Source organism: Sorangium sp. So ce426, from assembly GCF_051475585.1.
GTDB classification, from domain to species: domain Bacteria; phylum Myxococcota_A; class Polyangia; order Polyangiales; family Polyangiaceae; genus Sorangium; species Sorangium cellulosum_B.
Genome location: NZ_CP150341.1, coordinates 3,911,228 through 3,929,442, shown reverse-complemented (window position 1 = coordinate 3,929,442; position 18,215 = coordinate 3,911,228). Strand labels below are relative to the sequence as shown.

At 73.3% G+C, this 18,215-nt stretch carries 17 protein-coding genes; 5 read left to right on the top strand and 12 right to left on the bottom strand.

Annotated features, from left to right (window positions below; genetic code table 11):
- Window positions 1-5 precede the first annotated feature (5 nt).
- Window positions 6-869, top strand: a complete 864-nt coding sequence (locus WMF44_RS14770; protein WP_437299757.1) for a PAS domain-containing protein — start codon at window positions 6-8, stop codon at window positions 867-869.
- 19 nt (window positions 870-888) lie between these two features.
- Here the strand turns inward: WMF44_RS14770 and WMF44_RS14765 are convergent, their stop codons facing one another.
- On the bottom strand, window positions 889-2,388 hold the full coding sequence (locus tag WMF44_RS14765) for a M14 family metallopeptidase (RefSeq protein WP_437299756.1): 1,500 nt from the start codon (window positions 2,386-2,388) through the stop codon (window positions 889-891).
- A 524-nt stretch (window positions 2,389-2,912) separates the two neighbouring features.
- Here WMF44_RS14765 and WMF44_RS14760 point away from each other — a divergent pair.
- Together WMF44_RS14760 and WMF44_RS14755 are read left to right on the top strand one after the other, a co-directional pair.
- Window positions 2,913-3,233, top strand: a complete 321-nt coding sequence (locus tag WMF44_RS14760) for a hypothetical protein (protein ID WP_437299755.1) — start codon at window positions 2,913-2,915, stop codon at window positions 3,231-3,233.
- A 150-nt stretch (window positions 3,234-3,383) separates the two neighbouring features.
- Window positions 3,384-4,193: a class I SAM-dependent methyltransferase gene (locus WMF44_RS14755; protein ID WP_437299754.1), complete on the top strand. Its 810-nt coding sequence runs from the start codon at window positions 3,384-3,386 to the stop codon at window positions 4,191-4,193.
- Window positions 4,194-4,219: 26 nt separating this feature from the next.
- Here WMF44_RS14755 and WMF44_RS14750 read toward each other — a convergent pair whose 3' ends face one another.
- The 3 genes from WMF44_RS14750 to WMF44_RS14740 are packed head-to-tail and all read right to left on the bottom strand — an operon-like array spanning window position 4,220 to window position 6,579.
- On the bottom strand, window positions 4,220-4,912 hold the full coding sequence (locus tag WMF44_RS14750) for a glycine-rich domain-containing protein (protein WP_437299753.1): 693 nt from the start codon (window positions 4,910-4,912) through the stop codon (window positions 4,220-4,222).
- A 3-nt stretch (window positions 4,913-4,915) separates the two neighbouring features.
- Window positions 4,916-5,929, bottom strand: coding sequence for a hypothetical protein (locus tag WMF44_RS14745; protein WP_437299752.1), 1,014 nt, complete (start codon window positions 5,927-5,929; stop codon window positions 4,916-4,918).
- Complete coding sequence (locus WMF44_RS14740) at window positions 5,926-6,579, bottom strand: hypothetical protein (protein WP_437299751.1); 654 nt, start codon at window positions 6,577-6,579, stop codon at window positions 5,926-5,928. Before WMF44_RS14740 ends, WMF44_RS14745 begins: the two co-directional genes overlap by 4 nt.
- 287 nt (window positions 6,580-6,866) lie before the next feature.
- On the opposite strand from WMF44_RS14740, the gene WMF44_RS14735 reads away from it, so the two are divergent.
- Window positions 6,867-7,022 (top strand): hypothetical protein, encoded by a 156-nt coding sequence (locus WMF44_RS14735; protein WP_437299750.1) that lies wholly within the window; start codon window positions 6,867-6,869, stop codon window positions 7,020-7,022.
- Between the two features lie 156 nt (window positions 7,023-7,178).
- Here WMF44_RS14735 and rnk read toward each other — a convergent pair whose 3' ends face one another.
- The 6 genes from rnk to WMF44_RS14705 all read right to left on the bottom strand — a co-directional run bounded on the left by rnk (window position 7,179) and on the right by WMF44_RS14705 (window position 16,058).
- Window positions 7,179-7,601: a nucleoside diphosphate kinase regulator gene (gene rnk / locus WMF44_RS14730; RefSeq protein ID WP_437299749.1), complete on the bottom strand. Its 423-nt coding sequence runs from the start codon at window positions 7,599-7,601 to the stop codon at window positions 7,179-7,181.
- Between the two features lie 353 nt (window positions 7,602-7,954).
- On the bottom strand, window positions 7,955-10,069 hold the full coding sequence (locus WMF44_RS14725; RefSeq protein WP_437299748.1) for an ATP-binding cassette domain-containing protein: 2,115 nt from the start codon (window positions 10,067-10,069) through the stop codon (window positions 7,955-7,957).
- Window positions 10,066-12,864, bottom strand: coding sequence for an ATP-binding cassette domain-containing protein (locus WMF44_RS14720; RefSeq protein ID WP_437299747.1), 2,799 nt, complete (start codon window positions 12,862-12,864; stop codon window positions 10,066-10,068). Before WMF44_RS14720 ends, WMF44_RS14725 begins: the two co-directional genes overlap by 4 nt.
- Window positions 12,861-14,012, bottom strand: a complete 1,152-nt coding sequence (locus WMF44_RS14715) for an HlyD family secretion protein (protein ID WP_437299746.1) — start codon at window positions 14,010-14,012, stop codon at window positions 12,861-12,863. The genes WMF44_RS14720 and WMF44_RS14715 overlap by 4 nt, the downstream gene beginning before the upstream one ends.
- A gap of 1 nt (window position 14,013) precedes the next feature.
- Window positions 14,014-14,979: a sigma-54 interaction domain-containing protein gene (locus WMF44_RS14710; protein WP_437299745.1), complete on the bottom strand. Its 966-nt coding sequence runs from the start codon at window positions 14,977-14,979 to the stop codon at window positions 14,014-14,016.
- 539 nt (window positions 14,980-15,518) lie between these two features.
- Window positions 15,519-16,058 (bottom strand): LEA type 2 family protein, encoded by a 540-nt coding sequence (locus WMF44_RS14705; protein WP_437299744.1) that lies wholly within the window; start codon window positions 16,056-16,058, stop codon window positions 15,519-15,521.
- A gap of 400 nt (window positions 16,059-16,458) precedes the next feature.
- Here WMF44_RS14705 and WMF44_RS14700 point away from each other — a divergent pair, with 400 nt between their 5' ends.
- A complete protein-coding gene (locus WMF44_RS14700) occupies window positions 16,459-16,884 on the top strand; it encodes a CBS domain-containing protein (protein ID WP_437299743.1) in 426 nt (141 codons plus the stop codon).
- Between the two features lie 26 nt (window positions 16,885-16,910).
- Here WMF44_RS14700 and WMF44_RS14695 read toward each other — a convergent pair whose 3' ends face one another.
- Window positions 16,911-17,420, bottom strand: coding sequence for a hypothetical protein (locus tag WMF44_RS14695; protein WP_437299742.1), 510 nt, complete (start codon window positions 17,418-17,420; stop codon window positions 16,911-16,913).
- Window positions 17,421-17,665: 245 nt separating this feature from the next.
- Window positions 17,666-18,211, bottom strand: a complete 546-nt coding sequence (locus tag WMF44_RS14690) for a DUF4123 domain-containing protein (RefSeq protein ID WP_437299741.1) — start codon at window positions 18,209-18,211, stop codon at window positions 17,666-17,668.
- Window positions 18,212-18,215: the final 4 nt, after the last annotated feature.

The following is an 18,215-nucleotide window of genomic DNA, read 5'->3' as shown; positions in this document are numbered from 1 at the left end:
GCGACATGCAGGGACGGGATCACGACGAGCTCGTCGCGGAACTCGAGCGGCTGCGCCTGCGCGTGAGCGAGCTCGAGAAGGACAGGATCCGTCGCGACGCGGGGGTGGAGCGGCTCGAAGACTACGTGCGACTCCTGACGAGCTACATGCCGGCGGCGGTCGCGCTGTTCGACCGCGACATGCGTTACCTGCTGACGAGCAGGCGCTGGCTCGATGACTATGGCCTCTCGCCGCGCGAGATCATCGGCCTCTCGCACTACGAGGTCTTCCCCGAGATCCCGCAGCGATGGAAGGACATCCATGCGCGCTGCCTCGCAGGGGCGAGCGAGCGCCACGAGGAAGACCCGTTCCAGCGGACCGACGGGCGCATCGAGTGGGTGCGCTGGCAGGTCTTCCCGTGGCACGACGAGCGCGGCCAGATCGGCGGGATCATGATGTTCACCGAGGTCATCACCAAGCAGAAGGAGCTCCAGGAGCGGCTGCGCGTGCAGTCTGCCGCCCTTCGCGAGCTCTCGACGCCGATCATCCCGATCTGCGACGAGGTGCTGGTCCTGCCGCTCATCGGCACGCTGGACGAGCGCCGCTCGCAGCAGCTGGCGGAGACGCTCCTCGGCAAGATCGCCGACAAGGGAGCGCAGATATGCATCGTCGACCTCACGGGCGTCTCCGCGTTCGATACGCGGGCAGCGAGCGCGCTCGCGCGGATCGCCCAGGCGGTGCGGCTGCTCGGCGCCGAGGTGGTGTTGACGGGCATCCGGCCCGAGGTCGCTCAGGCGCTGATCGGCCTGGAGGTGGAGCTCAGCAGCGTCGTCACGCGCCGCGACCTCTCGCACGGGATCGCGTTCGCGATGGCGGCCAGGAAGCCCTGACCGCCCTACCCCTCCGGGCTCACCGGACCCGCCACGCCGGGTGCTCGTCCCCGAGGGCGGGCGCCTCCACAAGGCCGTTCTCGACCGCCCCGTCGTCGCTCTCCGGCTCGCACAGGTACACGGCGATCGCGCCCAGCGGCTGCTCGGTGTCGACCCGGAACCAGCCTTCGGGGGCCCGCCGGGCCTCCTCGCGCCACCGCACCGACACCTCGCCGACCCGGGCCGCCTCCAGGATCGCCCGTCCCCCCTCGGCGCCGAGCGACGCCACCCGGGCGACCTCGACGTCGTGGACGCCCCCGGCCGGCTCGACGCGGAGCCCGTGCCGGCGCAGGGCCTCGGCGATCGCCGGCGGCACGAGGTAGGCCCGCGGCCGATCCACCACCGTGGTCCCGACGAACCGCGCGTGGTGCGGGATCCGCAGGGTGACCGGCTCGCCGTCGAACGCCCGCGGGCTGCGCGTCAGGATGTCGATCGGGGTCCCGGTCGGCTCGAGGCGGTACCGGACCGCGACGCGCTCCGGCGGCCGGGCGCTCGCGGCCACGACCTCGCGGACCGCGTCGGCGTGCGCGGCGACCCAGGAGAGGGCCTCGATCTGCCACGCCGAGGCGGTCTGGACGCGCTCCTCGAACGGGAGATAGCTGGTGCACTCGAGCAGCAGGTCGAGCCGCCCGGTGAGCCCGCGGTAGTTCGAGCCGAACCGCGGGTGATGCGGGTAGGTCATCCAGCCGAGGCCGACGGGCGACGCCGGGTCGACCTCGCCGTCCGCGTCGAGGACCCGCTCGTCCTCGACGAAGTTGCCGTACCAGCCGCTCTCGAAGCCGCGCCGCCGGACCGCTGCGATCACGTCGGGGACCAGGCGGTCGCGCACCATCGCGATCGGCTCCGCGCGGCCGGACTCGATGGTGTGCGGCACGTCGACCGTCATGTGGAACCGGTGCACCGACCCGTTGGTCGCGTGGTTGTCGATCGTGAGATCGGGCGCCCAGGGGATGCACACGCGCTGCTGGAGCAGGCGCATCTCGGGCGCGGCCTGGCGGAGGTAGTCGCGGTTCAGGTTGATGCCCTGGCTCTGGGTGCGGGTGCCCACGACGGGACCTGGCTGGCCGGTGAGCTTCCGGAGGTCGAGGCGGCGGTTGCGCGGGTCGAGCGCGTCGTTGCCATCCGCGTTGAACAGCGGAACGACGAGGAGCACGAGCGCGTCGAGCCAGTCGGGGTGGCGGCCGTCGAGCAGATCGCGGACGAGCGCGAGGCTCGCCTCCTTGCCCTCCACCTCGCCGGGGTGGATCCCGTCGAGCATCAGCACAACGGGGCGCCCGGCGCGGCGGGCCTCGTCCGGCGATCGCACGCCGTCCCTGGACAGTACGAGCAGCGGCAGCTCCCGCCCGCCCGGGCTGGTCCCGAAGGTGGTCACGTGCAAGCGCGGGTCGTTGCGGCCTTCGAGCGCGCGGACGAACCGCATGACGTCGGCGTGCAGGGAGGTCTCCCGGAATCCGGTGGCTTCGGCGCGGGTGAGCAGCATGGGCCCGATCTCTACCCCGCCGCCCGCGGGAGGGGGCAGCGATCGGCGACGACGGCGCGACGGCAGCGCGACGACGGCCCGCCCCGCCGGAAGAGCCCGCACGTGTGGTGGTGTGGCGGGTGTGGTGGACGAAGCGACGGAGTCCGCGTCCAGGCTGGTCAGATCGACAGGACAGGATGCGACCCGAAAGCGTGGAAGGCGCGGCAGGCACGTCAGACACGCATGTCTTCCCGTCGCCACGGTCGCCGGCGCGCGCGGTCGGCGCTCGGTGCGCAACGCGGCGCATGCGGCGACGCGGCGACGCGGCGACGCAGCGCCAGACGCTCAAAGAACGGATTGTCATTTTGGCAGGATGAGCCATTGTACAGGTGGCGGACGTGTCAGCTTTGGCAGAGCGGCGCCAGAAGCACCGCGATCCATGCGCTGTTTCCAGCGGATGGCTGCTGGCACGACGCTCGCATTCGCAGGAGTGTCACAGGGACGCTGGCAGCGAGCGGGCGCTCGCGAACGAGGCAGGTAGCACGATGTTGAAGATCCTCCGGAAGTTGAATGAAGGGAGCCTCCTCCAGCGCACCATGATGCATATCGCGGTGCTCGTCGCCGGTTCTGCGAGCGTCGTCGCGCTGACCAGCGTGCTGCTGGTGTCGACCGCGAGGACCGTGCTGCCGCGCCACGATGCGACCGAGGCCGACGCCGACAAGGCGGATGACGAGCAGGGCGCGGACTCGGACGCTGATCCGGGCTCGTCGGAGGCAGCGGCGAGCCCCGCCGGCCCGAGAGGCGTGCCGAAGGCGCTGGCGCAGGCGCGCATGGCGAACCGGCGCGAGAGCACGGTGGCGCGGTGATCACCGCATCACCGCATCACGGCATCTCCCTCGCGCGAACGCGCGGTTGTCGTCGCCTCGCCCCGAGGGCGTGAGCGCCGGCCAAGGGAACGCCGCGCCAGGACGCCTGCGCTGGATCCGCTCGGCGCACACGTGGTAGCACCGTCGCCGATGACCCAGCCCCCGAGCCCCCTCGCCACCCCTGTCGCGTGGAACATGGTCGCCGACGACTACGCGGCCGACATCGTCCCTCACTTCGAGAAGTATGCCGCCGACGCGCTCCGGCTCGCCGGCGTCGGCCCGGGCGCCCGCGTGCTCGACGTGGCCGCCGGGCCAGGCACCCTGTCCCTCCTCGCCGCCGGGGAGGCGCGCGTGACCGCGATCGATTTCGCGCCCGCGATGGTCGAGCAGCTGCGCGAGCGCGCCGCGCGCGCGGGGCTCGCGGTGGAAGCGCGCGTCGGCGACGGCATGGCGCTGCCCTTCGAGGACGGGTCCTTCGACGCCGCGTTCTCGATGTTCGGGCTGATGTTCTTCCCCGACCGCGACCGTGGCTTCCGCGAGCTCCTCCGGGTGCTGCGTCCCGGCGGCCGCGCCGTCGTCGGGAGCTGGGCGCCGATGGACAGGACGCCCATCCTGGCCGAGCTCTTCTCGGGGATCGGCGCCGAGCTGCCCGGGCTGCCCTTCGGCGAGGGCAAGGCGCCGCTCGGGGACCCAGACGAGTTCCGCGCCGAGATGGAGGCTGCCGGGTTCCGAGACGTCTCGGTGCGCGAGGTGGAGCACTCCCGCGAGTCGCCCTCGACCGAGGAGTTCTGGCGCTCGGTTTGCCGGACGAACGCGCCGCTCGTGCTGCTGCGGGACAAGCTGGGCGAGGAGCGCTGGGAAGCGTTCGGCAAGGCGATCCTCGGCAGGCTGCGGGCGCGGTTCGGCGACGGTCCTCAGCTGCTCTCGATGACCGCCCTCCTGGGCGTGGGCACGCGGTAGCGACGGTCGCAGCGCGGCCGCACCGGCTACGGGGCGACGCGGAGCGTCCGCGACGCCACGAGCGCCCGGCAGAGGGCGATCCGGTCGTCCAGGTCGAGCCCGGGCAGCTCGCGCACGTAGAAGATGCCGTGCCGGGCGATGAAGCGCAGCGCGGGCTCGCCCCAGGCGTCGACGCGGACGAGAAGCGCGTCGCCGTCGACGAGCTCCGCCTTGCCGTCGCTCAGCCGGACCGACACCTCGCGATCGCGGATCACGCGGCGCGGGCCGCAGACGGAAGCAGCGTCGCTCCATAGCTCGGGCGGCGGCTCACCGTAATGCGCGCTGTACGCGGCCGCGAACTCGTCCCACGTCGCCTCGCGGCAGGCGTGCGTGACGGGCGCGTTGCTCGGCGCGTGGTGCAGGAAGCGCCCGAAGAAGCGCTGGCAGAAGTCGGCATATTCGATTGTAAAGAGAGCAAACTGGTGCCAGGCCTCGTCGACGCGCAGCGAGAACATCGGGTAAGCCCGGGTGCGATCGGAGTCGACGAGCCAGAGATAACGCACGAGCTCCCGGAACAGCGCCTCTGCCTCGCGCTCGCTGGCCACGGTCTTGTTCATGAGCAGCTTGCTGATGACGAACGGCGCCCGGTAGGCAAAGAGATCTGGCCGCCTGGGCGCGCTCGGCGTCACGACGTCTGGTTGCACGGGCTGCGCGGGCTGGGTGAGCTGCGTGGATTGCATGGGTCAGTTCTCCTGGGCTTCGAAGGGCTGAAAGGTCCCCCAGTCGACGAGGGCGTGGGCCAGCGCGAGCTGCTCCGCCTCCGCGAGGCCGGGGATGTCGCTGGGGCGGAGCTCCCGGGCGGCCGACACCGCGCGGAGGGCGGGCCCGGCCCACGCGTCGACGCGGAGCAGGACCTGGGCGCGGCCGCCGCAGCGAGCGACGAGCTCGGCGCGGCCAGCGCGGGGCGCCACGTCGAGATCCACGCCCGGCCAGCGGCGCGCGAGGACGGTGTTCGCGCCGAGGGCCTCGATCCGGCCGAGCGCCCGGGCGGCGCGCCGCCGGGTCCCCGCGTCACCGCGGGCGTGAAGGCGCGCGAGGAGCGCGGCGGCCTGCGGGCCCCGGCGCTCGAGGGCGTCGATCTGCGCCCGGCGAACACACTCCCGCTCATGCGCGAGGAGCGCCGTCGAGAGCGCGTCGTCCGGCTCGGCCCGGGGCGCCATGGGGGTCAGGCCCTCGATGGGGCCCACCTGCGCCTCGATGACCGGACCGTCGTGAGGGCCGAACAGGTGCAGCGAGATGGACCAGCTCCCCGTCGGGTTCCGCGGATCGTGGATGCACGGCCCGTAGATGTGACCGACCCGCCCGGCCTCCGCGGAGAACAGCCGCTTCGGCACGAGCCGCCGCGCGCGGGCCGTCGCGTCCCAGTCGAAGGTCGCGACATCGAGCGTGTTGTGGACGACCGCCGTGACCGTCCAGTCCGAGTGCTCGTGGGCGCCGGCCGCGCGCCCGGGCCGCCAGTACGCGAACGCGAGGCGCACGCCGAGCTCGGGGAGGACGTGGAACGGCGCGAGATCCGGCGCGCCGTCGCGACGCTCGATCTCGAGCGCGAAGAGGTCGAGCAGGAGCTCGTCGTCCGAGAGCCCGGCGCGGACCGCGCCCTCGACCGCGCGGACGTGATCGCGCGGCGGACGGCCGCGGCCCTCGGGGCCCGGGAAATCGAGCCGCCCGAAGAGGGCGGTGAGCTCGGCGAGCCTCATGGCGCGACCCGGAGGTAGTCGCCCTTCACGAGCGGACGGCAGAGCGCCACGCGCTCGCTGTCCTCGAGGCCGGGGAGCTCGCGGACATAGAAGTGGTCGCAGTCGACGATGAACTGCAGCGCGTCCTTCGCCCACGCGTCGACGCGCAGGAGGACGCGCGGCGGCTCCAGCGACCACACGAGCTCCGCCCTCCCCTGCTCGACCCGCACGAAGATGGGGCGGCCGAACGTGACGCGGATGAGCCGGGTGTCGGGCGTCACGGCGAGCTCGTCGCTCCACGCCGCGGCGACGGGTCCGAAGAGCGCCTCGTACGCGGCGCGAAACTCGGCGCGGGTCATCTCGGGGCGCGATCCGGGGCCGCGAGGAGCCGTGTTGGCGGTGTGGTGGACGAACTCGCCGAAGAAGCGGTGTCCGAAGGCCGCGTACTCCTCGGTGAAGAGGACGAACTGGTGCCAGACCTCGTCGATCCTCCGGGAGAACATGGGGACTTGCCGGGTCCGGTTCGCCTCGCAGAGGAAGAGGTATTTCTTTACCTCGTCGAGGAGCCGCGCCGCCTCCTCGCAGGAAGGGACCACCCGGTCCTTGACGAGCTTCTCTTCGAGCCACGGCGCACGGAAGGAGAGCAGTTCGGGGATGATTGACGTGTCCATCACCGCGGACGCGTTGCGAGCTTCGTGCCGAGCGGCGCTCACCCGCTCAGGGGACGGGCTCAGATCGGCGTTTTCGGTGCTCGGCGAACCGGAAGCTGGCTGGCTGGGAAGGGCGATGCCAGACGGATTTCCCCAATTGGGAAAGGGGTTGCTCAAGCGCGGCCGATACAGCGCCAAAGCGGCCGATCCCGCGCCGAAAACGGCGTGGCACGGCCACTGCAATAGCCCTCCTCGCGGGACGTCGAGTCCCCGAATGAAATAACCAACCCATCCACGGAGCAATCGCCATGAACGAGCAGATCAAGGTCGAGGTCGAGGTCGAGTCGAAGCAGGAGACCGTCGAGGAGCGCCCTGCGCGCCTGACGGTGGAGGTCCCCACGGAGCTCCAGGCGGGCCTTGCCTCGCCGGTTTGCACCTGTCCGCCCGGCTGCTGCGGCTGCTGAGCCGCCGTCGAGGCGCGGGGGACCGCGGCCCGCGGCGACCGGCACCTCGAACCTGACGACACGACCGCGGAGGCCCGCGCTGCGATGAGCAGCGTCGGGCCTTTCGCGTTCAGGACGCTCGATGCGCCGGCGATGCCGGCCGTTCGCGCCGAAGGCTCACAGATCGAAGCGACCCGACGCCTCGGGCTGATAGACGATGCGCTCGATCCGGAGCCGCCGGGTGCGGCTCGGCGTGGGCCACTCGACCTCGTCGGCCTCTCGACAGCCGAGCAGCGCGAGCCCCATCGGCGCGAGCACCGAGATGCGGCCGCTCTTCACGTCGGCGATCCCGGGAAACACGACGGTCACGCAGAGCCGCTCCTCCGTGTCGAGATCGAGGAGCTCGACCCTGGAGTTCATGGTGACCACGTTCGGCGGGATGTCCGCCGGCTTCACGACGTCGGCGCGCTCGATCTCGATCTCGAGCGCCTCCAGGTTCGGGGAGTCTCCCCCGGGCCGCGCGCGCAGCGCCTCGAGCAGCCGCGCGAGGCGATCGCGGTCAAATTCGGTGAGGACGATGGGGTTCGTGTGAGGTGCCATGAGCTGGGATCTCCTTGTGTCGTCGGTACGATCCGGGCCTGGCCGAAGGTCCGCGCCGGCGAGCTGGACGGCGTGAGTGCTCGCCCAGGCCGCCCGCTCAGGCGCCCTCGACGCCAGGCCCGCTTCCTTCCGGGAGCGGCCAGCGAAAAACGCCGGAAGGCCGCTCCCCTACGAGCGTGCGGGCGACCTCCGGCAGAGGCGCCGGGATCGCAGGGGAATGAGCGCGCTACGCGCGCCGCGGCAAGGCCACGAACGCGACGCGACGGGGTGCAGGCAGGCGCTCATTCCATGGGCATCGTAACACGACGGTGACCCCCAGGGCCATGACAGGGGAGGCGTCCGCTCCCTCACCTTCACGGGTGCGCGATGACGATCAGCGCCGGCGCCCGCTCCAGCACAGCCCCCACGCACTCGCGGGCCGTCAGCGGATCCAGCGCCCCAAAGCTCTCGTCCAGGATCACGGCGTCCGAGCGCTGGAGCAGCGCGCGCGCCAGGAACAGCCGGCTCCGCTCGCCGTGCGAGAGCTGCCACCCCGTCTCGCCCACGACCTGATCGAGCCCCGAGGGCATCCTGTCCAGCAGCGGCCCGAGCCCCAGCTTGCGGCAGACGACCTCCGCCTCCCGCCGGTCCTCGGGCGACGCGGGCCACGCGCGGCCCATCAGCAGGTTGAACGCGAGCGTCCCGGAGAGAACGTGGTTGTCGTGGAACTGCGGCGCGCTCGCCACACGGCTGCGCCACGCCGCACCGCCCAGCGTCCGCCGGTCGAGGCCGCGCAGCAGCACGAGCCCCGACGACGGCGCGTGAAGGCCGCTGAGCACGGCCGCGAGCGTCGACTTGCCGCCGCCGGAGCGCCCTTCGAGCAGCAGCCGGTCGCCCTTCGAGAGGACCAGGTCGCAGCCGCGGAGGACCGGCTCGCCGCGCTCCCCGTCGTAGCGGAACGACACGCCCCGGGCCTCGATCACCACGTCCGACGCCGCGGGGCGCCCGAGCACGGCCTGCGGGATCCCGGCCGGCTCGCGGCCCTCGGCCGCCACAAAAAGCCGGGCGATCGAGCGCCACGACACCGCAGCCGAGAGCAGCGCGCCGAGGCTCGTCGCCAGCGTCGCGAACGCGGCCTGCGCCTGGAGGATGCCGCCTGTCGCGACGACGAGCGGGCCCGCGCCCACCCCGCCCAGGACCGCCGGGACCAGGCCGAGCAGCCCGAGCGCGAGCCACCCGCGCGCCGGGAGCGACGCAAGGAGATCCCCCACGCTATCCATCCCGCGCGCGGCGCGGTGGTAGCGCTCGAGCGCCGCGTCCTCCTCCAGGTGGTGAAGGTGCGAGGCCTGCTGGGCGACGCGCGTCCGGTGCCCCACGACGTGCTCCACGAAGCCGCTCGTGATCGCGAACCGCTCGCCCGTCCACGCCGCCCGCTCCCGGGCGAAGCGGCGCCCGAGCAGCGCCACGGCGAGCGTCCACCCGAGGAGCAGCGCGACGTGCAGGCCGCCTCCGGCGCCGGCGGCGAGGACCGCCGCGGCGCTCGCGAGCTGCACGAGCGCCACGATCGCCCCGAGCGCGCCGCCGAGCCCGGCCGTCTCGACCGCCTCGGACTCGGAGACCATCGCCAGCAGCTCGCCCGAGCCGCGCGCCCGGATCGTCGCCGGATCCAGGCGGAGCGCGCCGCACAGCAGGCGCTGCTTGAGGAGCGCGGCGACGTCGATCGTGAGCATGCCCCCCGTGAACGAGGCGAACAGCTGCACGAAGAGCGCCGAGAGCGACAGGAGCACCCACGCGAGCAGCCACCCCGGCTGCACGTCGCCGTCGAGGGCGCCCGCGCCGATCAGCCACCAGGCGAAGACGCCGAGCGCGATCTGCAAGGCGGCGGCCGCGAGGAAGATCGCGCCCCGGCGGAGCACCCCGCGCCTCGAGAGCAGGCGCCGGAAGCTCGACCCTGGATCGGGGCGCAGCAGCCACACGCCGTCGATGGGGCGATCCGCGACGAGCTGGGAGAGCAGCTCGTCGCGCGCCCGCGCGGCGCGCCGCGGCGGGACGCGCGCCGCGGCGAGCCACTTGTCGACGTGCGACGCGGGGCGATCCTCGAGGTGGGCGGTGAGCGCCCGGCGCACGGTCTCCAGCGGGATCCGCGCCGGCGTGAGCGCCGGCGTCAGCACCGAGAGCCCCCGCCGGCCCGCGGACATCACCGCGAGGTAGCCCTGCTCGACGCGGACGATCGAGGGGCCGAGGGACGGGAGCGCGCGCGCGAGCTCGGCGAAGCTGCACTGGACGGCCTCCGCCTCGACGCCCATGCACCCCGCGTACGCCTCGATCCACGCGGTGGGGTCGCCCTCCGGCGGCGCGCCGGGCGACGGCGCCGCGCCGCTCGCGAGCCCGCACGCGGCCGTCAGCGCGCTCATCGCGTGGCCGAGCGCCGACGGCTGCCACGCGAGCCCGCCCAACGTCGCGGCCTGTGCGGCCTCGCCCGCCCTCACGGCGCCCCCTGGAGGCCCTGGAGGAGCCGGCCGCCCTCCATCGTCGCGCTGCGGAAGCGCTCCTTCGACCAGACCTCGTCGCGCGCCCGCGCGTCCGCCTCGGCGAGCGCGCGGTAGCGGCTCCGCGGGTCGTCCATGAGCTCGCGCGGCGCGCCGTCCTCGACGACCCTGCCCCCCTCGACGACAAGCACGCGGTCGAAGCCGAGCGTGTCCATGACGTCGTGGCTGACGAGGACGAGCGTCGAGCGCCCCCAGTGCTCCCGCGCGCGCGCGAGCAGCTCCCGGCGCCGCTCGCGCTCGAGCCCGCGGAACGGCTCGTCGAGGAGCACGAGGCGCGCGTCGCCCTTCATGAGCGCCCGCGCGAGGCGGACGCGCTGCCCCTGCCCGCCCGACAGGCGCGCGCCCCCCTCGCCGATCGCCGCCTGCAAGCCGTCGGGCAGGCTCTCCAGGACGCCGGTGAGCTCGGCCTGGCTCATGGAGAGGGGCACGCGCGCGAGGGCGTCGCCGGCGTGGCCGAAGGTGATGTTCTCGAGGAGCGTGCGGTTCCAGAGCTGGATCGCCGGGTCCACCCACGCTGTCGCGCGGCGCAGGCGCAGGGCCGCCGCGTCGTCGAAGGGGCGCCCGTCCACGAGCACCTCCCCCCCGGACGCCCGCAGCCACCCGAGGAGCAGCGAGAGCAGCGACGATTTCCCCGCGCCCGACGCCCCCACGATCGCGAGGTGCGCCCCCGCCGGGACGCTCAGCGAGACATCGGACAGGAGCGTGTGCCCTCCGGCCTTCACGCTCACGCCCCGGAGGTCGATCGACGCGGCGCACGCGGCGGCCGACGCGGCGCCCTGCGCGGCGCGCGCCGCGTCGGCGGCGTCCTCGGCGGGCGCGCGGGGCAGGTCCATCTCCGGCGCCGCGAGCGGCGCGAAGAGGCGCACGGACGCGTTGCGCACGTTCTTCCAGCCGAGCAGCGCCGCGACGAGCTCCTGGGCCGCCGCGGGGAGGCGGAGCGACCAGAACACGAGCAGGAGCAGCGCCGCGGCCGGGCCGCCGGAGGCGACGTAGCCGCCGACGATCGCGACCGCCACGGCCGTGCTCGCGATCCCCTGGGCGGCCTGCATGGCGGTGGACTGCGCGTGCACGAGCCGGCCGGTCCGCGCCCACTCGACGAGCAGCGCCTCGTGCTCGCGCCGCACCGCCCGCTCCGCGCCGTGGACGCGGATGGGCACGACGCCGAGCAGGGCGTCGAGGTAGAACCGCTCGAGCGACGCCGCGTGCGTGCGCAGGCGCATGAGGCTCTCCACGAGCGGCCTCCGCGCGAGGTACGGCGCGGCGAGCGCGACCGCCGCCGCCACGAGCGACAGCCAAGCGCCGCCCGGGTAGAGCCAGACGACCCCGAGGAGCGTCGCGGCGAACGAAAGCGCCGCGCGCGCGATGCGGGCGAAGAGCGCCGGGGCGTCGCGCATCAGGTGCATCGCGTGGCCCCGCGCTGTCATGTCCGAGGTCGGCCGGCTGCGCAGGTAGCGATCCTCGAGCCGCGGCAGCTTCTCCAGGAACGCGGCGCGGAAGCGCACCTCGAGGGCGCGCCCGAGGCGCGAGACGGCGTGGGCCACGAAGATCTCGAGCGCCAGGCCCCCGGCGGCGAACGCGACGAGGGCGAGGAGCCCGAGCGCGCGCTGGTACGCGACGGTGACGCTCTTCACCGCGTCGAACAGCCCGCGGAGGACGACCACGTCGATCGCCGCGATGGCCGCGCTCGCCGCGAGCGCCACCCCGACGAGCGCGAGCGCCCCGCCCGCGTCGGCGCGCAGCATCCAGAAGAACAGGCGCGAGGGGGACGGCGTCGGCAGCTTCAGCTCCCGGCGAACGGACGCCGGCAGCGCCGCGGTCGCGCTCGCGCGCGGCGCGGGCCGGTCCGGCGCGGCCGCGCGCGCGGCCTCGGGCGCGGCGCTGCCGCGGTAGCTCGGCGGCGGCGCGACAGCCGAGCACGCAGGCGCGCCCGCGGGCGCGGCCGCGCTGGCCTCGCCCACGCCGCGCTGGCGCGGGCCGACGTGGACGATGACCGCGCCATGCACGAGGAGCTTCCCCGGCGCCTTGCCCTCCGTGGCCCAGAAGAACCCCTTCGGAATGGCGCCCGCCTCCCCGGCGAGCGCGCGCTCGAAGACGCCCTCGAGCACGCGCTGCGCCTCGCCCCCGCGCGCGATCGCGCCGCCGCGGACGAGGCGCGCCACCATCCGCACCGCGGCGTCGAGCGCCGCGAAGGGCCGCCACCCCGGGTCCGCATCGGCCCGGGCGATCAGCGCCTCCCCGTCCGCTCGCAGCGCGCGCAGCTTCGCGCGGAGCGGGCCGAGCGAGTCCGCGGACGACACCCACCGCCGCCACCGCTCGATCGAGATCGGGATCGGGAAGTGCGGCATGTCCTCCATGAAGCGCTCCGCGTGCACCCAGCGGCGCCCGCTGCCGGGGTCGAGGATCTGCACGAACGGCCCGAGCCGGCGCCAGACCACCACGAAGTGGAGCGCGCCGCCCGCGCCGCGCTTGACCACGATCGCGGGCAGGCAGTCGGCCTCTGGCAGGAGGAAGCTGTCGTGGGGGACCACCACCTCGGCCGTCGCGAGCCCGAGCTCCTGCCCGAGCGCGGCGAGCGCGTCGATCGACGTCCCGTCCACGTCCGTCTGGCAGCGGTCGCGGAGCCACTCGTAGTGCACGTCGACGCCGAACCCCTGCAGCACCGCCTTGAGCGCGGCGGGGCCGCAGTCCATGAGCGACGCCTGCAGCACCTCGGGGACGAGGAACGCGCGCTTCATCGCGCGCCTCCCGGCGCCACGGCGCGCAGGAGGAGCGCCCACGGAGAGACCCGCTCCACCTCGACCTCGGCGGTCCCAGGCATCCCGTGCTGCACCGGGATCGACGCCGCGCTCTCCGGCCGCACGAGCAGCTCGACGCGGATCGCGCCGTCGTACGGCTCGCTCGCGACGTGGGAGACCTCCCCCTCGATCATGCCGAACTGCGTCCACGCGAACCCGTCGAGGCGCATCCGCGCCCTCTGCCCGGGGACGACGCGCCCCACCGCGTCGGACGGCGCGAAGAGCGCGACGGCGTGGAGGTCGTCGCCCGGGACGACCGTCGCCACGAGGTCGCCCGGCTTGAGCACGTCCCCCACCTGGAGCGCCGCGATGTTCCCGAGCTTCCCCGCGATGGGCGCGCGGACCTTGCGCCGCTCGATCTGCGCGAGCGCCGTGTGCACCGCCGCGTCGGCCGCCTGCTGCTCGGCCACCAGATCCCCGAGCGCGCGGGCCAGCTCGGCGAGGCGGGCCGCCGTCTGCCGCTCGTCGTGGCGCCCCGCGACAGAGAGCCGCCGGACATCGGCGCGCGCCCCCTCCGCCTTGAGCTGCTCGTCGGCGGCGCGGCTCTTCGCCTCGATGTGGTCCGCCGTCGACGCGAGCCGCTCGTCGTGCAGCCGCTCGGAGATCGCGCGGAGCTCCTCGCCGTGCGCGGCGGAGAGATCCCGCTGGCGCAGATCGATCCTGGCGCGCGCGACCGAGGCGTCGGACAGCTTCACCTGCCACGCGCGCACCTCCTCCTCGACCGCGATCTGGTGCCGCAGCGCCTCGATCTTCGGCGCGAGCGCGGCCGCCCTCGTGCGCTCCTCCTCCAGGCGCCGCTCCTCGACGCCGGCGTCCAGCTCGACGAGCACCTCCCCTTGCTCCACGTGGCGGCCGAGCGAGACCTGCACCACCGACACGCGCCCGGGCTCGGCGGCGGCCACGCGGTGGGCCATCCGGCTGACCTCCAGGCGCGCCTTCCCGGTCGTCGCGTAGACGGAGACGCGCGCCGCGCGCATCCAGCCCGCCCAGGCGCCGAGCACGGCGAGGATCACGGCGAGGCGGATCCAGGTCCTCGGACCGCGCTCGATCTCGAGCGACCGCATCGTGCGGAAGAACGGCGAGGCCACGTCAGCACTCCTCCAGCGCGACCTTCTTGCGGGGCCGCGCGATGCCGTACGCGTTGAGCTTGTTGGTGAGCGTGCGCCGCGACACGCCGAGGAGCTCGGCGGCCCGCGTCTGGTTCTGGCGGGCCTGCGCGAGCGCGGCGACGATGCGGTCGCGCTCGAAGGAGCGCAGATCCCCCTTGATCCCGGCCTCGACCGGCGCGCGCGGCGCCTCCAGCATCAGGTGGTCCGCGCCGATCGGCCCGCCCTTCGACATCACGACCGCGCGCTCGACCACGTGGCGCAGCTCCCGGACGTTCCCCGGCCAGGCGTGCGAGAGGAGCGCGGCCGTCGCCTCCTTGGCGAGCGGCGGCGCCGGGCGCGCGAGCCGCCGCGAGAGGCGCGCCGCGAAGAGCTCCGCGAGCGGCAGGATCTCGGCGGTGCGGGCCCGGAGCGGCGGGATCCGCAGGGTGATCGCGTTGAGGCGGAAGTAGAGGTCCTGGCGGAAGCTCCCCTCCCGCACCATCTGCTCGAGATCGCGGTGCGTCGCCGCGATCACCCGGACGTCCACGCGCCGCGGGCGCGTGCTCCCGACGCGGACGATCTCGCCGTACTCCAGCGTGCGGAGCAGCTTCGCCTGCGTGCGCGGGGACAGCTCCCCCACCTCGTCGAGGAAGAGCGTGCCCTCGTGGGCGGCCTCGAACAGCCCTTCGCGCGGCGCCACCGCCCCGGTGAACGCGCCGCGCTCGTGGCCGAAGAGCTCGCTCTCGACGAGCGACTCCGACAGGCTCGCGCAGTTGACCTTCACGAAGCGCTCGCGCGGGTGCCGCGACATGCCGGCGATCCACTCCGCCACCACCTCTTTCCCCGTCCCTGTCTCGCCGAGGATCAGGACCGGCAGCGGCGTGGGCGCCACGGTCTCGAGGGCCTCGCGCAGGCGCCTCATCTCCGGATCGAGCGCGAGAAAACCGCTGGAACAGCCATCCATCATGTAAGCTCCCCCTCGCGCCGAAGGCGCGGGACGGCGTGTCGCAAGTGCGACCGAGTTCAGGCGCGAGCCGAAGCAAGTCGGTGGCCAACACGCCGATCCATCGATGAACGGACTGGCCTGATGCCCGCGTGCTCCGTGGCGGCGCGAGGCACCGCCGAGGAGAGCGAGCAGGACGCGCGGGATGTCCCGCGCGGAGGCTGCGCGTCGAGGCTCGCCGCGCCGCCTGGAGGCCGGAGCCTCCATCCGATGGCGGGAGCCGCCACCAGGGAGGAGCGAGACGCTCACGGCGCGGGCGCGCCGCTGTCATGGACTGTCATTGCGTCGAGCGTCGATCTGGCCGGCCGGCCAGCGCGGGCGCCGACGTCGAGGGCGGCCGCGCCATGTCGGCGCGACTTGGGCAACATCGGCACGTCGTGCGCCACGCCAACGCGGGCGCCGCGGCGCGTGGTCCTCGCCGGAGACCGAGCGCGTGTTCGTCCGCGCGGGGGCGCCCCGCTGGCCGCTGGCGTGCAGCCAGCAGGATCCGGGCGCGGCGGGTGTTATCGCAGGATGCCGAGGGCGGTCTCGATCTGGTTGCGGGCGACGACGCCGTGATCGTCGACCGAGTAATCGTCGGCCTCGAGCCGGAAGGTGCGCGTCGCGGTGACGTCCGCCCGGCCGCTGAAGCGGTACGGGATGACGGGCGACGTGAGCGTCTCCCGGAGCAGCTGGAGGCCGAGATCGACGGGGACGCTGACGGGGACGCGGACCTGGGTCGTGCGGTCGGAAGCGAGCCATACGCCGTCGCCGTCGGCCCGGAAGTCGACCGGCAGCGGGTAGCGGCCGGCGAGCACGACCTGACCGCGCACCGCGCGGACAGCGACGTCGTACGAGTTCGGGTTGTGGACGTTGACGACGATCGTCATGAGGATGCCGAGGCTCGGCGGGAAGGCGATGCGGATCCCTGTGATCTCGGCGTGGTCGAGCTGCATCGTCGGCTTGCTGACGCACGCGGCGCCGGCGATCGCCGTCAGCGCTGCGAGCGCGAGCGCGAGCGCGGGCAGGCGGCGCTGGGGGTTGGTCTTCCGGGGAAACGGCACGAGCGCGAGCTTAACCGCGCAGGGCCACGCCGTCACCTCGCGGCGTGGCGGGGCAGGCGCGGCGAACGGCGGCGCGCGGAGAGCTCGGATCACGACGGGAGGTCGCATGCAGTGTGGCTGTCGCGCGATGCGCGCTCAGCAGTCAAGGCCACGCCACGCATCCACGACCGGCCGGTGTCCATCGCGGCCAGAGACGATCTCTGGCTCCACCCCTCGGAGGCTCCCGCCGCCGAAGGCCTTTATCATCTCGTCGTGTCGCGTCGTGTCGCGTCGTTTCGCGCACCTCGGAGAGGCCCTCGGCGGCGTCGACGGGCCGGCGGATGGGGCCGCTCGCGCGCCCGGCGAGCTCGACATCATCGAAGGACCAACTGGTCCGGAAGTTGCTTTAACGGTGCATGTGATGCCTCTACCCAAGATCTGCGCCGCCGAGCTCATGACCGAGAATCCCCGGACCGTGCGGGTCGACGACCCCATCGGCGAGGCGGTGAACGTGCTCCAGACGATGGACTTCCGCCACGTTCCGGTCGTCGACGAGCAGGGTGAGCTGGTCGGGATGCTCAGCGATCGCGACCTGCGCGCGCTCCAGTCGCCCTACGCCGAGGACACCGCGGCGGTCGGGGCAGCGCCGCGGAAGGCCAGCGGGCCGGTGTCCACGATCATGAGCGGCAATGTCGTGAGCGCCAGTCCGGACGCGGACGTGACCGAGCTCATGGAGCTCATGCTCGACAACAAGATCGGCGCGCTCCCTGTCGTCGACGGAGAAGGTGCGCTGATCGGCATCGTCAGCTACGTGGACATCTTTCGCGGGCTCCTCGGGGAGGAGTGACCGCCGCTTCAGGGAGGTGGGCTGGGCTACCGTGGCTGACCTACCAGCAGGCCGATGACGGGGAGCGACAGCAGGACCGAGAAGGAAATTCCCATCGTCCAGCGCAACCATCTCTTCTCCGGATGATGGACCCAGGTTGACAGCAGCAGCGACAGAGACAGGGACTGCAGGAGAACCTCTGGAAGGCCCCTGAGGTGGACCCATGTCGGCAACGTTGTATAGAGCATCCCCTCGATGGATCCCGGAGCCGGTCCGAACGTGCCAAGGATGCCTATCACCGCCAGGGCGATCCACATCACCAGCCACCCGCTCCTCTTCCCGAAGAGCGGCTCGCGCAGCAGATGGAAGACCCCTCCGAACATCGCTCCCCGGAGGGGCTGAAAGAGCGGTCCCGCCATCACCCAGGGATCGCTCGTCGGCCGCATCAGGAGGTTCAGGCTGGACTCTGCGAAGAACCGTGTATAATCGAGCAGCGAAGACGCCAGAAGGCCCACGATGGTGTAGGTGACAGCGTGGGTCACGGCCGTCTTGACCACGACCTCGAGAAGCGTTGGTCGCGCTGAACTCACGATGTGCCCCTTGTGAGACGCGATGGCATCTTTATCTCTATCGTGTTGCAGGGCACGTGCCAGCGATCGCCCCGGCCACGTGAAGGGGCTTCATCGCGCGCTGGCAAGGTGGCGTTGCCGAGGACCCGCAGCGGGGATCGTGGGCAGCGACCTGCAGTTCTTGCGTCGACGCGAACGACACGCGCACGGAGCAACAGGGCCGCGCTCCGGATTCACGCCGGCGCGGCCGCGCGGAGGTCGACGACGGAGCGCGCGAGCTCGGGCCCGGCGCGCCGGAACACGACGAGCTCCCCGGCGTCTTCGCCCTCGACCGCGTAGCGGAGGACAGGACCGAACACCTCGCCGAGCTCGCCGGCGCTACACGTGGGCAGGTAGGTGCGCAATACCCGCGGGTCGTAGTAGCGAAAGAACACGGCCGCTCCGTCCGGACCCAGGACGCGGAGCAGCCGGCGCAGGTGCCGCCGCACCGTCTCGAGGGGAGACGGCGTGGCGAGGAAGATACCCCAGCTCTTCCCCCACCCGAGCCGGAGCAGGCGTCGCGTGAACTCGCCCGATCGCTGGAGCCTCACCAGGTAGGGCGCCACCTGGGCCAGCTCCGGGCCCAGGTCGCCCGCGAGGAGGCAGCAGTGCGGCAGGTCCGAGGAGCGCACCGAGGCGGAGATCGCCGTGTCGCGCGCGCCGTCGAGGACGGCGTAGACCAGATCCGCCTCCGCGCCCCAGAGGTGCTGAACGATTCGATCGAGCGCGGCGTCATCCATCCAT

Coding starts and splice junctions, on each gene's coding strand:
- rnk (WP_437299749.1), bottom strand. CDS start 7,601: ATGGCACCTCACACGAACCCCATCGTCCTCACCGAATTTGACCGCGAT.
- WMF44_RS14770 (WP_437299757.1), top strand. CDS start 6: ATGCAGGGACGGGATCACGACGAGCTCGTCGCGGAACTCGAGCGGCTG.
- WMF44_RS14690 (WP_437299741.1), bottom strand. CDS start 18,211: ATGGATGACGCCGCGCTCGATCGAATCGTTCAGCACCTCTGGGGCGCG.
- WMF44_RS14750 (WP_437299753.1), bottom strand. CDS start 4,912: ATGCAATCCACGCAGCTCACCCAGCCCGCGCAGCCCGTGCAACCAGAC.
- WMF44_RS14710 (WP_437299745.1), bottom strand. CDS start 14,979: ATGATGGATGGCTGTTCCAGCGGTTTTCTCGCGCTCGATCCGGAGATG.
- WMF44_RS14735 (WP_437299750.1), top strand. CDS start 6,867: ATGAACGAGCAGATCAAGGTCGAGGTCGAGGTCGAGTCGAAGCAGGAG.
- WMF44_RS14755 (WP_437299754.1), top strand. CDS start 3,384: ATGACCCAGCCCCCGAGCCCCCTCGCCACCCCTGTCGCGTGGAACATG.
- WMF44_RS14745 (WP_437299752.1), bottom strand. CDS start 5,929: ATGAGGCTCGCCGAGCTCACCGCCCTCTTCGGGCGGCTCGATTTCCCG.
- WMF44_RS14765 (WP_437299756.1), bottom strand. CDS start 2,388: ATGCTGCTCACCCGCGCCGAAGCCACCGGATTCCGGGAGACCTCCCTG.
- WMF44_RS14700 (WP_437299743.1), top strand. CDS start 16,459: ATGCCTCTACCCAAGATCTGCGCCGCCGAGCTCATGACCGAGAATCCC.
- WMF44_RS14720 (WP_437299747.1), bottom strand. CDS start 12,864: ATGAAGCGCGCGTTCCTCGTCCCCGAGGTGCTGCAGGCGTCGCTCATG.
- WMF44_RS14740 (WP_437299751.1), bottom strand. CDS start 6,579: ATGGACACGTCAATCATCCCCGAACTGCTCTCCTTCCGTGCGCCGTGG.
- WMF44_RS14760 (WP_437299755.1), top strand. CDS start 2,913: ATGTTGAAGATCCTCCGGAAGTTGAATGAAGGGAGCCTCCTCCAGCGC.